The organism is Wenxinia saemankumensis (assembly GCF_900141735.1).
GTDB lineage: Bacteria > Pseudomonadota > Alphaproteobacteria > Rhodobacterales > Rhodobacteraceae > Wenxinia > Wenxinia saemankumensis.
This window is the reverse complement of the sequence record NZ_FQYO01000001.1, coordinates 68,594-83,119: the sequence shown is the minus strand read 5'-3', so window position 1 is coordinate 83,119 and position 14,526 is coordinate 68,594. Positions and strand designations below refer to the sequence as shown.

Genomic DNA, 14,526 nt, shown 5'->3' with positions numbered 1-14,526 from the left:
ACCGGGACGCGGGGGCTCGCGGCGTCGATGTCTCCGGCAAGGGGAATGCGGCCCCCCCGGGGGGGCCGCTCCGCCGGATCACCCGGATCGCCGGCGGGACGGGCCGGGATCAGGCGACGCCGAGCCGCTCGCGCAGGAAGGCGAGCGCGACGCTCAGCCCGTCGGGGGCGATGCCGTGGCCGGTCCCCTTCATCACGTGGGCATAGACCTCCGACCAGCCGGCACGCTGCAGCGCCTCGGCGGCGGCGGGCAGCGCCTCGGGCGGCACCACCTCGTCCTGGTCGCCATGGACCAGCAGGACCGGCGGGCGGCAGGTCGCCTCGTCCTCCAGCAGCTCCGGCTCCAGCAGCCGGCCCGAGAAGGCGGCGATGCAGGCCACCGGATCCTCGCGCCGCGGCAGGACGTGCAGCGCCATCATCGTCCCCTGGCTGAAGCCGAGCACCGCGACCTGCTCGGGCAGCAGGTCCTCGTCCACCATGACCCCGTCGAGAAAGGCGTTCAGGTCCTCGGCCGCGCGCGACAGCCCGGCCCGGCTCTCCTCCTCGGACGAGCCGTCGATCCAGGGGATCGGGAACCATTGATAGCCCATCGGCGCCCCGGCGCAGGCCTCGGGCGCGTCGGGGGCGAGGAAGAGCGTGTCGGGCAGGTACTCCGCCAGCGGATCGGCGAGGCCCATCAGGTCCGCCCCGTTGGCACCGTAGCCGTGCAGGAAGATCACGGCGGAGCGGAGCTCGCCGGAGGCGGGCTCGCGGCGGATGGCGTCGAGGGCGCGGGTCATCTGATGCCTTCTCTGTTCGTCAGGGTCCGGTAGTAGGCCCACAGGATACGCGCCGCAACGCTCCGCCATGGCGACCATTCGGCCGCCATCGCCCGCAGCTGCCGCTCGCGCGGCCGCTCGGGCAGGTCCCACAGCGCCCCCGCCGCCACCTGCAGCGCGAGATCGCCCGGGGCGAAGACATCGGCCCGGCCGAGAGAGACCATCGCGTAGATCTCGGCGGTCCAGGTGCCGATGCCGGGGATCGCCGTCAGGGTGCGGACCAGCTCGGCATCCGGCAGCGCCCGCAGCGCGTCGAAGGCGATCCCCGCCCCGGCTAGGGCGCGGGCGTAGCGGATCTTCTGCCGGGACAGGCCCGGGGCGCGCAGCTCGTCCTCCGTCGCGGCCCGGATCGCGGCGGGATCGGTCAGGCCCGCCGCCTCCATCCGCGCCCAGATCGCGGCGGCCGAGGCGGTGGAGACCTGCTGCCCGACGATCGCCTGCAGGAGCGGGGCGAACCCGTCCGGGCCGCGCCGCAGCGGCAGCGGGCCCGTCACGGCCAGCGCGCGGGCGAATCGGGGCTCGCGCGCCGCCAGCCAGGCCGCCCCCTCGGCCACGCAGCCGTCCCCTTCGACGATCCGGCCGACGCTCACAGGTCCCTCGCCCAGTCCTTCGCCCAGTCCTTCGCCCAGTCCAGCGCCGCCCGCGCCGTCCCGACCACCTCCAGCCCCGCGGGCAGCGGCGGCCGGTCCAGCAGCACGACGGGCAGGCCCAGCCGCCGGGCCGCCGCCATCTTCGGCCAGCCGCCCGGCCCGCCAGCATCCTTGGCCACCAGCCATTGCACGCCCAGCAGCGCGAAGAGCGCGACCTCGCTCTCTTCGGTGAACGGCGGGCGGCCCGTGATCCATTGCCCGCCGGGAACGGGCATGTCGCCCCGCGGCGGGTCCACCACCCGGGCGAGGACCTTTCGTCCGGCCAGCCCCTCGAACGCCGGCAGGCTCTGCCGCCCGGTTGCGAGGAAGACCGTCGCCCCGGCCGGGATCGCCGCGCGCGCCTCGTCCGGGGCGGCGATCCGCCGCCAGTCGTCGCCCGGCCCTTCCTGCCAGCCGGGGCGCTGCAGGCGCAGGCAGGGCATCCCCTCCGCCGCGCAGATCCCCGCGGTGCGCTCGGTGATCCGGGCGGCGAAGGGGTGCGTGGCGTCGATCACGGCGCGGATCCCCTCCTCCCGCAGGACGGCGCGGAACCCCTCCGCCCCGCCGAAGCCGCCGGTCCGGGTCGGCAGGGGCAGCGGCTCCGGCCGCGCCGTCGCCCCCGCGAGCGAGGCCAGGGCGGGGATCCCCGCCTCCGCCAGCAGCCCGGCCAGCGCCCGCGCCTCGGCCGTTCCGGCGAGGAGGAGGATCGTCATGGCGCGCCCCCTGCCGGGCCCGGTCCAGCTTCCGGCCCCGCGCCTGATCCCGCCCGCGCCAGGATCGCGCCCGCCCGGTCGCAGACCACGATGTCGAGCGCCGGGGCGGGACCGGCGAACATCTCCCTCGCCCGGTCCAGCGCGCGGGCCGCGATCGCCTCGGCCAGGGGCGGGCCCGCGATCCCGTAGGCCTCCCCGACCGAGGCGGCGCCGGCCAGGCGGGGATCGCCGGTCCACTCCGCCAGCCGGTCCATATCGGCCCGGCTGCGCGAGGAATGGAGGTCCCCCGCCCCCTGGGCGAGCTTGGCCAGCTTGCCGATGCCGCCGCCGATGGTCAGCCGCGCCACCGGGTGGCGGCGCAGGTACTTGATGAGGCCGAGCGCGAAATCCCCCATGTCCAGCATCGCGTGGTCCGGCAGCCCGTGGAGCGCCTGGACCGCCGCCTCGCTGGCATTGCCGGTGCAGCCGGCGACATGGGTCAGCCCCGCCGCCCGCGCCACGTCAACGCCCCGATGGATCGACGCGATCCAGGCCGCGCAGGAGAAGGGCCGCACGATCCCCGTCGTGCCGAGGATCGAGAGCCCGCCCTCGATGCCGAGCCTAGGATTCCAGGTGCGGCGCGCGATCTCCTCCCCGCCGGGGATCGAGATCGTGAGGGTGACCTCGGGGGCGCGGCCATGCTCGGCGGCGAGTTCGGCCACCACCTCGTCCATCATCGCGCGGGGGACGGGATTGATCGCCGGCTCGCCCGGGGGGATCGGCAGGCCGGGCCGGGTCACGATGCCGACCCCCGGGCCGGCGCGAAACGTCACGCCGCCCCCCCTCGCGCCCGCCCCGGGGGCCGGCGGCGCGGCGACCCGCGCCACGATCAGTGCCCCGTGGGTCACGTCGGGATCGTCGCCCGCATCCTTGACGATCCCCGCCTCGGCCCAGCCCGGCCCCTCCGCGCGGTGGGCGAGCGCGAAGGACGGCGTCTCGCCCTTCGGCAGGGTGATGGTCACCGGATCGGGCCAGTCCCCGCCCCAGAATCGCGTCAGCGCCGCCTTCGCAGCGGCGGTCGCGCAGGCGCCGGTGGTCCAGCCGCGGCGGAGGGGGGTGGGTTCGGCCATGTCGGGCGCAGACTACGCCGGCCGGAGGGGCGCGCCAATCCCGGCGCGCCCCCGCGGGGGCCGGCGGAGGCCGGTGCCCGGGTTCGGCCCCGCAGGGGCGTCGCGTCCGCCGGAGACGTGCCGCGGATCGCGCCTGTCCCGGCGGGCCGCGCGGGGCGGAGGGGGCGTCGGCTCTCTGCATCCGGCGAATGGGGCCCGGTCGGGGCGCACAGGTGTGGCGGCGCAGGCTGCGGCGTCCCGGCGGGCGCATGTCGCCGCCGCCTCCCCCGATGTCGCCCCCGGCTTTCCGCCGCCCGCCGGCTGTCGCATAAGGGGGGCATGGTGACGCATCTTCCCCCCGCCCATGACTGGCCCGCGCTGGAGCCGGGCTGGGTCTGGCTCTGCGGGGCCGGGCCCGGCGACCCGGGCCTGCTGACGCTGCATGCGCTCAACGCCCTGCGGCAGGCCGACGTGGTGATCTACGACGCCCTGGTCGAGCCGGCGATCCTGGACTGGGCGCCGCAGGCCGAGCGCATCCATGCGGGCAAGCGCGGCGGCAAGCCGAGCCCCAGGCAGCGCGACATCTCGCTTCGCCTGGTGGAACTGGCCCGGGCCGGCAAGCGGGTGCTGCGGCTGAAGGGGGGCGACCCCTTCGTCTTCGGGCGCGGCGGCGAGGAGGCGCAGACCCTGATCTCGCACGGCATCCCGGTGCGGATCGTGCCGGGGATCACCGCCGGGATCGGCGGGCTGGCCTATGCCGGGATCCCCGTCACGCATCGCGACACCAACCAGTCGGTCACCTTCGTGACCGGCCACGACCAGACCGGAGAGACGCCCGGCTCGCTCGATTGGGGTGCGATCGCAAGGGCTTCCGGGACGATCGTGATCTACATGGGGATGAAGCATCTTGCCCGGATCACCGCCGGCCTCATCGAGGGCGGGCGCGATCCCGGCGAGCCCTGCGCCGTCGTGACCGACGCGGCGACGCCGCGCCAGCGGGTGCTCGAGACCCGGCTGGGCCGCATGGTGGACGACGTGGCCGAATCGGGGCTCGAGCCGCCCGCGATCCTCTGCATCGGGCGGGTGACGCTGCTGCGGCAGGTGCTGGACTGGCAGGCGCTCGCCGCGGGCGCGGCGCCGCGCGACCTCGACCCGCTGGGGCGCCGGAGCGCCTCGGAAAGCGCCTGAGCGCTTGGCCGGGCGGGGGCTGATCCTCGCCGCGCCGTCCTCCGGCAGCGGCAAGACGATCGTGGCGCTGGGCCTGCTGCGGGCTCTGTCCCGGGCCGGGATCCCGGTCAGGGGCGCAAAATCCGGCCCCGACTACATCGACCCCGCCTTCCACGCGGCCGCCTGCGGGGCGGAATCCGTCAATCTCGACGCCTGGGCGATGGCGCCGGCGCAGCTGCGCCGCCTCGCCGCGGGGGACGGGCTGCTGATCGTCGAGGGGGCGATGGGCCTGTTCGACGGCGCGCCGCCGGAAGGGCGCGGATCGGTGGCCGACCTTGCGCAGGCACTGGACCTGCCGGTCGTCCTGGTGGTCGATGCCGGGCGGATGGCGCAGTCGGTGGCGCCGCTCGTCGCGGGCTTCGCGGGCTTCCGGCCGGGGTTGCGCGTGGCGGGCGTGATCCTGAACCGGGTGGGGTCGGAGCGGCACGCGGCGATGCTGCGCCGCGCGCTGGGCGGGATCGGCATGCCGGTGCTCGGCGCGCTCCGGCGCGATCCGGGGCTCGACCTGCCGAGCCGCCACCTGGGACTCGTCCAGGCGGGCGAGCTGGTCGGGCTGGAGGAGGTGCTGGAGCGGGCAGCGGACGCGGTGGCGGCGGGAATGGACCTGCCGGCGCTGGACCGGCTCGCCCTGCCGCTGCCCGAGGCGCCCACCGTGCCGGCCCCGCCCACCCCGAAGCGGATCGCGGTCGCGCGCGACGCCGCCTTCTCGTTCCTCTACCCGCATCAGGTGGCGGCCTGGCGCGCTGGCGGGGCGGAACTGATCTTCTTCAGTCCCTTGCAGGACGATCCTGTACCGGAGGCCGATCTCGTCCACCTGCCCGGCGGCTATCCCGAACTGCACGCCGCGCGGCTCGCCGGCAATGCCCGGTTCATGCAGAGCCTGAGAGACGCGGCGCATTCCTCTGACATATACGGGGAATGCGGCGGATACATGGTGCTGGGCGAGCGGCTGGTCGACGCGGACGGCAGGCCGCACCGGATGGCCGGGCTGCTGGGCCTCGCCACCTCCTTCGCCGAGCGGCGGCTGCATCTGGGCTACCGGCGGCTGGTCTCGCGCGGGGCCGCGATGCCGGGGGCCTGGCGGGGGCACGAATTCCACTACGCCACGACGCTCTCGGCGGAGGGGATGCCCCTCTTCGACGCCGAGGATGCCGAGGGCGCGCCGCTCGGCCCGGCGGGCCTGGTCGAGGGGCGGGTCGCGGGATCCTTCGCGCATCTCGTCGCGCCCGAGGCGCTGGACGGGGCCGGCGCGGACGCCTAGTCCTGCGCCATGACCGCCTCTTCCCCCCAGACGCCTCCCCGCCGGGACGACCGGCTCGCGCGGCGCAACGTCGCCATCCTCGTCGCCGCGCAGGCGTTGCTCGGCAGCCAGATCACGCTGCAATTCACGATCGGCGGCCTGGCCGGGCAGATGCTGGCCCCCAATCCCTGCCTCGCCACGCTGCCGATCTCGATGATCGTGTTCGGCTCGATGACGACGGCGCCCTGGATCTCGCCGCTGATGCAGCGGCGGGGGCGCACGGCCGGGTTCCTGATCGGGGCGGGCGGCGGGATGGCGGGGGCGGCCCTGTCGGCGGCGGGCGTCGCGCTGGGCAGCTTCTGGCTGCTGCTGCTGGGCAGCTACCTGACCGGCATCTACATGTCCGCGCAGGGCTTCTACCGGTTCGCCGCGGCCGACACCGCCTCCGAGGCGTTCCGACCCAAGGCGATCTCCTACGTGCTGGCCGGGGGCCTTCTCTCGGCGCTGATCGGGCCGCAGCTGGTGAAGGTGACAGGCGATCTCACGGTCGTGCCCTTCGTCGGCAGCTACGCCGCGGCGGCGGCACTGAACCTTGCCGGGATCGTGCTGTTCCCGCTGCTGGCGCTGCCGAGACCGGGGCCCCGCGCGGCGGACGCGGCGCCGGACCGGGGCGTGCGCGCGCTGCTGACCACGCCGGGCATCGCCGTGGCCGTCATCGTCGGCGCGGTGAGCTACGCGCTGATGAACCTCGTCATGACCTCGACCCCGCTGGCCGTGGTCGGCTGCGGTTTCACCCGCGGGGATGCCGCCGACATCGTCTCGGCCCACGTGCTGGCCATGTTCGTCCCCTCGTTCTTCACCGGGCACCTGATCGCGCGGTTCGGGGCGGCGCGGATCGTGGCGGCGGGGCTGGTCCTGCTGGGCGGCGCGGGGGTGATCGCGCTGGCCGGGGTCGAGCTGGGCAACTTCTTCGGCGCGCTGGTGCTGCTGGGCCTGGGGTGGAACTTCGGCTTCATCGGTGCGACCGCGATGCTCACCTCGTTCCACACGGCGGAGGAGCGGGGGCGCGTGCAGGGCCTGAACGACATGATCGTCTTCGGCTCTGTCACGGTGGCCTCGCTCGCCTCGGGCGGGCTGATGAACTGCACGGGCGGCACGGCGGAACAGGGATGGAGCGCGGTGAACCTCGCCATGATCCCGTTCCTGGTGCTGGCGGCGGCGGCTCTGTTCTGGCTGGCGCGCCAGCCCTCGGCCGCGCGGGCCTGAGGCCAGGGAGAGGCGCTACCAGCCGCCGGTCGCCGCGCGCCGGGCGAGGCCGGTCCGGCGGCGGAATTCCGACACGCCGAGCGCGCCCGACCGGATCCGCCCCGGATCGGCCTGCGCCTGCCGCAGCACCGGCCCGGCGAGCCAGGCGGCGCGCCAGGCGGGGGCGGCCGGCCCGGGGGCGCGCGCGGCCCGCAGCCCGTCCAGCGCCGGGCCGATCAGCGCCTCCGCCCCGTCCGGCCAAGGATGGCGGCCCCGCGCCTCGAGCTCGGGCACCGCGCGCAGCCAGGCGGCCAGCCCCTGCGCCAGGCCGACGGCCCGTGCCCCCGCCTCGTCGGTGCCGCCGAGCGCGCGCGAGGACAGCCACATCAGGTGACCGGCGGTGCGGTCGAGATGCCTGCGCAGGTCGTCCGGCCCGTCGAACGGATCGGAGAAGAGATCCCAGCGCCGCGCCTCGGCCATCTCGTCGAACAGGGCGACGGGCAAGTCCCGGCCCCGCATCACCTCGGCCAGCGGGGCGACGACCTCGTGCGCGCGGGGGCGCTGGCCCGCCGCGATCTCGGCCACCGCGTCGCGCCACCATTGCAGGCGCATCTCGCCGATCATCGGCTCGGCGCTGACGAAGGGGGCGCGGGCGATCTCGACGTTGAAGGCGTAGAGAGGGAAGAGCGCGGCCCGCGCCGGGACCGGCGCCGCCATCGCGGCCAGGAACCGGTCGGAATCGCCCTTGCGGACGATCTCGGCGCAGGCCTCGACGCTCATGCCGGACCTTCCCCGCGGGGAAGGTAATCATTTCTTAACATGGTGTTGCGAGACATTCCTAGACCGACCCCGTATCGCGGAGGAGCTTCCATGTCACGCCCTCGACCAGCGCCTCGAAGCTAGCATCGACGATGTTGGCGCTGACACCGACCGTCGCCCAGCGGCGCCCCTCGGCATCGGCGCTGTCGATGATGACCCGCGTCACCGCCTCGGTCCCGCCATTGGTGATGCGGACCTTGAAGTCGACGAGATGCATGTCCTCGACCAGCGCCTGGTGGGGCCCCAGATCGCTCTTCAGCGCCTGCCAGAGCGCGTTGACGGGCCCGGCATCCTGCAGGTCGTGCTCGTGCTCGTTCTTGAAGAAGCTGGTGCGCTTGCCGCCGCCCGGCAGCGTGACCGTCACGACCGCCTCGGATTCCACGACCAGCTCGCCGCGCGCATTGCGGCGCCGCTCGGTGATGACGCGGTAGCGCTCCACGTCGAAGAAGTCGGGCACGTCGCCCATCTCGGCCCGGGCGAGCAGTTCGAAGCTGGCCTGAGCGGTGTCGTAGGCGTAGCCCAACGCCTCCTTCTCCTTGATCCGGTCGAGGATGCGGGGCAGCGCGGGATGGTCCTTCGGCACCGCGATCCCGGCCTCCGACAGGCGCTGGACGAGGTTCGATCGCCCCGCCTGGTTCGACATCGGCACGATGCGGGCGTTGCCGACCACCGAGGGATCGACATGCTCGTAGGTGCTGGGATCCTTGGCGATGGCGCTGGCATGCAGCCCCGCCTTGTGGGCGAAGGCCGAGGCGCCGACATAGGGCGCCTGCTTCAGCGGCACGCGGTTCAGGATGTCGTCGAGCAGCCGCGAGGCGCGGCGCAGGCCGCCCAGCGCCTCGCGCGTGACGCCCGTCTCGTAGCGGCTGGCCCAGGGCTCCTTCAGCAGCAGCGTCGGGATCAGCGTGGTGAGGTTGGCGTTGCCGCAGCGCTCGCCGAGGCCGTTGAGCGTGCCCTGGATCTGCCGCGCCCCCGCCGCCACGGCAGCCAGCGTGCCGGCCACGGCGGTGCCGGTATCGTCATGGGTGTGGATGCCCAGCGCCTCTCCCGGCACGGCCTGCGCGACCACGTCGGCGACGATGGCGCCGATCTCCTCGGGCAGCGTGCCGCCATTGGTATCGCAGAGCACGACCCAGCGCGCCCCGGCCGCGTGCGCGGCGCGGATGCAGGCCAGCGCGTAGTCCCGGTTCGCCCTCCACCCGTCGAAGAAGTGCTCGGCGTCGAACAGCGCCTCGCGGCCCTGCGCGACGAGATGGGCGACCGAGTCGCGGATCGTCTCGAGATTCTCCTCCAGCGTGATGCCGAGCGCGGTGGTGACGTGGAAATCGTGGGTCTTGCCGACGATGCAGACCGCCTCCGTCCCCGCGTTCAGCACCGCCGCCAGCACGTCGTCGTTCGCCGCCGACCGCCCCGCCCGCTTCGTCATGCCGAAGGCGGCGAGCGTCGCGCGGACCCGCGGCGGCGAGTCGAAGAACTCGCTGTCGGTCGGGTTCGCGCCCGGCCAGCCGCCCTCGATGTAGTCCACGCCGAGGCTGTCGAGCACCTCGGCCACGCGCAGCTTCTCCTGGGTGGAGAACTGGACGCCCTGCGTCTGCTGCCCGTCGCGCAGCGTCGTGTCGTAGAGATAGAGCCGGTCGGTCACGCCTGCCTCCCCGGAACGGCGCGGGGAAAGCCGCCGCTCTTATCTTGCGAGAAATACTCTCTGGGGGTGCGGGGGGCGACGCGCCCCCGCTCCCGCACCATCCGCCCCGCGCTCACGCCAGATCCTCCAGCTTGCCCGCGTCGAACCCGGTCCCCGGGGCGAGGTCCACGCCGTCCTTCGACATCCGCACCTCGACGCCGGCCGCGACGAGGGCCGCCTTCATCGCGTCCACGGCCGCGAAATCCTTGCTCGCCAGCGCCGCGGCCCGCAGCTCGGCCAGCCTGCCGGCCAGGGCCGAGAGGTCGGGGGCGTCGGTCCAGCCGGCGAGCTCGGGCGTCAGCAGCCCCAGGAGGCGGGCGGATCCCGCCAGGGAGGCCGCGTCGCCTTCGGCGGCGAGACGGTGCAGCACCGCCAGCGCGCCGGCCGTGTTGAGATCGTCCGCGAGGGCGGCGACGATGTCGGGATGCGGTGCGCCGGGCACCGCGCCCTCGATCATCGTGCGCCACCGCCGCAGCACCCCTTCCGCCTCGTCCCGCTTCTTCTCGGTCCAGTCCATCGGCCTCGAATAATGCGTGCCGAGGAAGACCATGCGGATCACCTCGCCCGGCACGCCCCGGTCCAGCAGGTCGCGGACGGTGAAGAAGTTGCCGAGCGACTTCGACATCTTCTTCCCCTCGACCTGGAGCATCTCGTTGTGCATCCAGACCTGCGCGAAGCCGTGGCCGCAGCAGCGGGACTGCGCGATCTCGTTCTCGTGGTGCGGGAAGGCCAGGTCGATGCCGCCGCCATGGATGTCGAACCTGTCCCCCAGCAGCCCGTTCGCCATGGCGGAGCATTCGATGTGCCAGCCGGGCCGGCCTCGTCCCCAGGGCGAGGGCCAGCCGGGCAGGTCGTCGCCCGACGGCTTCCACAGGACGAAATCCATCGGGTCGCGCTTCCACGGCGCGACCTCGACTCGCGCCCCCGCGATCATGTCCTCGACCGCGCGGCCGGACAGCGATCCGTAGCCGGGATCGGAGGCGACGGAGAAGAGGACGTGCCCCTCCGCCTCGTAGGCATGGCCGCGCGCGATCAGGTCCCCGATCATCGCGACCATCGCGTCGATCCACTCGGTCGCGCGCGGCTCCTCCGTCGGGGGAAGCGCGCCCAGCGCGGCCATGTCGTCATGGTACCAGCCGATCGTCTCGTCCGAGCGCTGCCGGATCAGATCCTCGAGCGAGCCGGGCGCCCCCGCCTCCTTCCGCGCCAGGGCGGCCGCGTTGATCTTGTCGTCCACGTCGGTGAGGTTGCGGACATAGGTCACGTGGTCCGGCCCGTGGACGTGGCGCAGCAGCCGGTAGAGCGTGTCGAAGACCACGACGGGCCGCGCATTTCCCAGATGCGCCCGGTCGTAGACGGTCGGCCCGCAGACATACATCCGCACGTTGCCCGGATCGATCGGGGCGAAGACCTCCTTGCGGCGGGTGGCGGTGTTGGTCAGGCGGATCGTCGTCACGTCTTGTCCTCGCACGGGTGAAGGGCGCAGGTCGGGCGCGGGCCTGACTGATTTCAACCGGGAAGGAAAGGTATGAAAGAGCGGCCCGCGACGGTTGTCAGCGGGTAATGCAGCAGCGGATGGTGATGCGGATGCTCGTCATGCCGCCATTATAGGCGCCGCGTCACATCGCGTCCAGCAACTCGCGCAGGCGGCGCAGGGTATTGAGGTTGCGGGCGGTCATGTCGGTGCCGGGCAGGACCCTGTGGAGCTTGTCCGCCAGCTTCGAGCGCCCGATGCCGGCGGGGGCGTGCAGCCAGGCGGTGCGGCCGCGCAGCTCCAGCCGCTCGTCCGGCGCTTTCAGCGCCGCGTAGAGGTCGGTGTCGATCCGGGTGTCGTTCCAGAGGAAGAAGGCGTGGACGTGCTTGCCCTCCGTCGGATCGAAGGGACACCCGGCGAGGGCGTCGTCGAACGCGTCCTTCGACAGGACGAGGGCCGGGATCGCGGCGCCGATCCGCGCCTCCAGGGCGGCCGTGAGCGCATGGCCGAGGTCGCCATCGGTGCCCGCCGCGCGGAAGACCATCTGGCCGGAGGCGATGTAGGTCGCCGCGTCCCGCCAGCCCAGATCGGCCGCGGCGGCCCGCAGGTCGGCCATCGGCAACCCGACGCCGCCCACGTTGATCCCGCGCAGCAGCGCGACGCGTCTTGTTCCGGGCTCTGCCATGTCCCAGCCTGAGCGCATGAGCCGCGATGCCGTCAATGCGATCTGCCGGGTCCTGCCCGGGGCGGAATGGTCCGACCCCTGGGGCGGCGGGCATGATGCGTGGAAGGTGGGCGGCAAGCTCTTCGCCGTGATCGGCGCGGCGGGCGCGGCGGTCGCGGTGAAATGCGCGAGCGTCGACGAGGCGGAGCACCTGATGGATCTCTTCGGATGGAGGAAGGCCGCCTATTTCCACCGCTCCTGGGTCGAGATGCCGCTGGGGACCGAGGCTGATCTGCTGCGCCACCGGTTGGAGGCGTCCCACGCCACGATCCTCGCCGGTCTGCCGAGGAAGGTCCGGACCGCGCTGGAGGCCGGGCGGGACGCCGCCGCCCCGCCCGGCCCGGGTCAGGCATAGCTGACCACCTCGATCTCGATCCCGCCGCTTTCGCGGAAGTAGAAGCGGCGGCCGGGTTCGTAATCGGCGTGGGAATGGGTCTTGAACCCCTCCTCCTTCACGCGGGCCTCGGTCGCGTCCAGATCGTCCACCACCACGCCGATATGGTTCAGCCCGCCGCGCTGGCGGTAGCTGTCGGCGGGCGGGGTCTGCCCGCCCGGCCCTTCGGGGCCCGCATAGACGGCGAGATAGGTGTCCTCGCCGCCGACATGGACCGAACGGCCGCCATGGATCGCCCCGCCCGACCAGCGCACGCGCCAGCCGAAGAGGCGGCCCAGCATCGCGGCGAAGGCGTCGGGATCGGCCACGGTGACGTTCAGGTGTTCTAGCCGCGCCATCAGGCCGCCCTCCCCGTCAGGGCCGACCAGAGCCGCGCCAGCGGCCCCGGGGCGTCCTCCGACAGGCCGCGCAGGCAGCCGCAATCGAGGTCGTGGCCCCAGCCGATCCCGTCCCGCTCCAGCTGGCGGGCGATCCACGGGTCCACGCAATCGCCGAATCGTCTCATCCTTCGTCTCCTTTTGCTCTTCGGACGAATCGGGTGTAATTTCTCAAGCGCACTTGAGATCAAGGACGTTCCGTCATGCCCCTCGATCCCGCCCGTCAGGGCCTGACCATCGGCGATCTGTCCGAGCGCACGGGTCTCGCCCCCTCGGCCATCCGGTTCTACGAGACGCACGGCATCGTCGCGCCGCTGCGCAATGCGGGCGGGCACCGGCGCTATGCGCGGGCCGACATCCGGCGGCTGAGCTTCGCGATGGCGGCGCAGAAGCTGGGCCTGCCGCTGGCCGAGATCGCGGGCCACATGGCGGGGTTGCCGGCGGACCGGGCCCCGTCGAAGGCGGACTGGACGCGGATCGGGACCGAGATCCGGGCCCTGCTCGATGCCCGGATCGACGCGCTGACCCGGCTGCGGGACAATCTCGACGGCTGCATCGGCTGCGGCTGCCTGTCGATGGAGACCTGCACGCTCTGGAACCCGGACGACCGGCTGGCGACGAAGGGGACCGGGCCGCGGCTGGTGCTTCGTGACTGAGGGGGTGGAGGGGCCGGAGAGAGCAGCCCCCGGATCCGCCCGCGCCCTGCCCCGGCGCGGTGTCCTGCCGCGGCCGTGATCCCGGCCTCGTCGACGGTTCCGCGCCGGGAGGGGGTGGGCTCCGATGAAGCCGGAGCCTTCCTCCCCGCTGCTAGACGCCGCTGCCGGGACACCCCCTCAGACCCGCCAGCCCGCCGACCGCCGGTGACGCCGGGCCGCGGATTGACACCCGCCCCGCCCGGCGGTCACGTCGCGGCCATGACGACCCTCTCCTCCCGCATCACCTCGATCTCTCCCGGCGGCGACGACGGCTGGGGCCTGTTCCGCCGCGCCCGCGCGATGAAGGCGGCCGGCCTGCCGGTGGTGGAGCTGACCATCGGCGAGCATGACCGCCGCACCGACCCCGCGATCCTCGCCGCGATGGCTCGGGCCGCCGAGGGCGGTCATACCGGCTATTCCGAGATCCCCGGCACCGCCGCCCTCCGCCGCGCGGTGGCGGAGCGCGTGGCCGCGCGGACGGGCGTGCCCACGGGGCCCGGGAACGTCCTCATCACCACGGGCGGACAGGGCGCGCTGTTCTCGGCGCTGATGGCGGCGATGGATCCGGGCGGGCGTGCGCTGATCGTCGATCCCTATTACGCGACCTATCCCGGGACTGTCCGGGCCGCGGGCGGCGTGCCGGTCGCGGTGCCCGCCCTGCCCGATGCCGGCTTCCTGCCCGACATGGACGCGCTGCGCGCCGCCGCGCCGGGCGCGCGGTGCCTGACGATCAACACGCCGAACAATCCCACGGGCCGGGTCTACGGCCGCACCGTGCTGGAGGAGATCGGCGCGATCTGCGCCGAGCACGGGCTCTGGCTGATCTCGGACGAGGTCTACGACACCCAGGTCTGGTCGGGGGCGCACCTGTCCCCCCGCGCCCTGCCGGGACTGGCGGAGCGGACGATCGTCGTCGGCTCGCTGTCCAAGAGCCACGCGATGACGGGCAGCCGGGTCGGCTGGGCGGTGGGACCGGAAGCCGCGGTCGCGGCGATGACGGACCTGTCGACCCACACGACCTACGGGATTCCCGGCTACGTGATGGATGCCGGCCTTGCCGCGCTGGGGCTGGGCGCGGAGTTCGAGGCGGGGATCGCCGAGCCGTTCCGCCGGCGCCGCGCCATCGTCGAGCGGGTGATCGGGCCCTCGCGCCTCGGCCTCGTGCCGGTCGAGGGGGCGATGTACGCGATGATCGACGTGCGGCCCACGGGGCTGGACGGGACCGCCTTCGCCGAAGCGCTGCTGGAGGCCGAGCGGATCGCGGTGATGCCCGGGGCGAGCTTCGGCGCGGTCGCGGCGGGGCATGTGCGCCTTGCCCTGACGGTGGCGGACGACGCGCTGGAGGAGGCGCTGGGCCGGATGGCGCGGTTCGCCGGGGCGCTCTGATCCCGCCCTCCGGTCCC

At 73.8% G+C, this 14,526-nt stretch carries 16 protein-coding genes; 6 read left to right on the top strand and 10 right to left on the bottom strand.

Annotated features, from left to right (window positions below; genetic code table 11):
• Positions 1–109: 109 nt before the first annotated feature.
• The 4 genes from BUE30_RS00365 to BUE30_RS00350 are packed head-to-tail and all read right to left on the bottom strand — an operon-like array spanning position 110 to position 3,268.
• Positions 110–778, bottom strand: coding sequence for an alpha/beta hydrolase (locus tag BUE30_RS00365; protein WP_073325600.1), 669 nt, complete (start codon positions 776–778; stop codon positions 110–112).
• Positions 775–1,407 (bottom strand): DNA-3-methyladenine glycosylase family protein, encoded by a 633-nt coding sequence (locus tag BUE30_RS00360; RefSeq protein ID WP_073325599.1) that lies wholly within the window; start codon positions 1,405–1,407, stop codon positions 775–777. The genes BUE30_RS00365 and BUE30_RS00360 overlap by 4 nt, the downstream gene beginning before the upstream one ends.
• The gene (locus BUE30_RS00355; protein ID WP_073325597.1) at positions 1,404–2,159 is read right to left on the bottom strand and encodes a cobalt-precorrin-6A reductase; all 756 of its coding nucleotides are present in this window, start codon (positions 2,157–2,159) and stop codon (positions 1,404–1,406) included. The genes BUE30_RS00360 and BUE30_RS00355 overlap by 4 nt, the downstream gene beginning before the upstream one ends.
• Positions 2,156–3,268: a cobalt-precorrin-5B (C(1))-methyltransferase gene (locus BUE30_RS00350; protein WP_073325595.1), complete on the bottom strand. Its 1,113-nt coding sequence runs from the start codon at positions 3,266–3,268 to the stop codon at positions 2,156–2,158. The genes BUE30_RS00355 and BUE30_RS00350 overlap by 4 nt, the downstream gene beginning before the upstream one ends.
• Before the next feature lie 318 nt (positions 3,269–3,586).
• Here BUE30_RS00350 and cobA point away from each other — a divergent pair, with 318 nt between their 5' ends.
• The 3 genes from cobA to BUE30_RS00335 are packed head-to-tail and all read left to right on the top strand — an operon-like array spanning position 3,587 to position 6,980.
• Positions 3,587–4,435 (top strand): uroporphyrinogen-III C-methyltransferase, encoded by an 849-nt coding sequence (cobA, locus tag BUE30_RS00345; protein WP_073325593.1) that lies wholly within the window; start codon positions 3,587–3,589, stop codon positions 4,433–4,435.
• A 4-nt stretch (positions 4,436–4,439) separates the two neighbouring features.
• Positions 4,440–5,735 carry a cobyrinic acid a,c-diamide synthase CobB gene (locus BUE30_RS00340; protein WP_073325591.1) on the top strand — a complete coding sequence of 432 codons (1,296 nt, stop codon included), beginning with the start codon at positions 4,440–4,442 and terminating at the stop codon, positions 5,733–5,735.
• A 9-nt stretch (positions 5,736–5,744) separates the two neighbouring features.
• Complete coding sequence (locus BUE30_RS00335) at positions 5,745–6,980, top strand: MFS transporter (RefSeq protein ID WP_073325589.1); 1,236 nt, start codon at positions 5,745–5,747, stop codon at positions 6,978–6,980.
• Positions 6,981–6,995: 15 nt separating this feature from the next.
• On the opposite strand, the gene BUE30_RS00330 is transcribed toward BUE30_RS00335, so the two are convergent.
• From BUE30_RS00330 to BUE30_RS00315, 4 genes are all read right to left on the bottom strand, one after another.
• Positions 6,996–7,739, bottom strand: coding sequence for a phytoene/squalene synthase family protein (locus tag BUE30_RS00330; protein ID WP_073325587.1), 744 nt, complete (start codon positions 7,737–7,739; stop codon positions 6,996–6,998).
• Positions 7,740–7,797: 58 nt separating this feature from the next.
• Positions 7,798–9,420, bottom strand: coding sequence for a citramalate synthase (gene cimA, locus BUE30_RS00325; protein ID WP_073325585.1), 1,623 nt, complete (start codon positions 9,418–9,420; stop codon positions 7,798–7,800).
• A gap of 112 nt (positions 9,421–9,532) precedes the next feature.
• A complete protein-coding gene (cysS, locus tag BUE30_RS00320) occupies positions 9,533–10,915 on the bottom strand; it encodes a cysteine--tRNA ligase (RefSeq protein ID WP_073325583.1) in 1,383 nt (460 codons plus the stop codon).
• Positions 10,916–11,078: 163 nt separating this feature from the next.
• Positions 11,079–11,618, bottom strand: a complete 540-nt coding sequence (locus BUE30_RS00315) for a DUF1697 domain-containing protein (protein ID WP_073326489.1) — start codon at positions 11,616–11,618, stop codon at positions 11,079–11,081.
• Positions 11,619–11,634: 16 nt separating this feature from the next.
• On the opposite strand from BUE30_RS00315, the gene BUE30_RS00310 reads away from it, so the two are divergent.
• Complete coding sequence (locus BUE30_RS00310) at positions 11,635–12,012, top strand: MmcQ/YjbR family DNA-binding protein (protein ID WP_073325581.1); 378 nt, start codon at positions 11,635–11,637, stop codon at positions 12,010–12,012.
• Here the strand turns inward: BUE30_RS00310 and BUE30_RS00305 are convergent.
• Both BUE30_RS00305 and BUE30_RS17690 read right to left on the bottom strand, forming a co-directional pair.
• Positions 12,003–12,389 carry a VOC family protein gene (locus BUE30_RS00305; protein WP_073325579.1) on the bottom strand — a complete coding sequence of 129 codons (387 nt, stop codon included), beginning with the start codon at positions 12,387–12,389 and terminating at the stop codon, positions 12,003–12,005. The two genes, BUE30_RS00310 and BUE30_RS00305, sit on opposite strands and share 10 nt — an antisense overlap.
• The gene (locus BUE30_RS17690) at positions 12,389–12,556 is read right to left on the bottom strand and encodes a hypothetical protein (protein ID WP_170865598.1); all 168 of its coding nucleotides are present in this window, start codon (positions 12,554–12,556) and stop codon (positions 12,389–12,391) included. Before BUE30_RS17690 ends, BUE30_RS00305 begins: the two co-directional genes overlap by 1 nt.
• Before the next feature lie 75 nt (positions 12,557–12,631).
• Here BUE30_RS17690 and soxR point away from each other — a divergent pair, with 75 nt between their 5' ends.
• Together soxR and BUE30_RS00295 are read left to right on the top strand one after the other, a co-directional pair.
• The gene (soxR, locus tag BUE30_RS00300; RefSeq protein ID WP_073325577.1) at positions 12,632–13,084 is read left to right on the top strand and encodes a redox-sensitive transcriptional activator SoxR; all 453 of its coding nucleotides are present in this window, start codon (positions 12,632–12,634) and stop codon (positions 13,082–13,084) included.
• Between the two features lie 258 nt (positions 13,085–13,342).
• Complete coding sequence (locus tag BUE30_RS00295) at positions 13,343–14,509, top strand: pyridoxal phosphate-dependent aminotransferase (RefSeq protein WP_073325575.1); 1,167 nt, start codon at positions 13,343–13,345, stop codon at positions 14,507–14,509.
• Positions 14,510–14,526 lie beyond the last annotated feature (17 nt).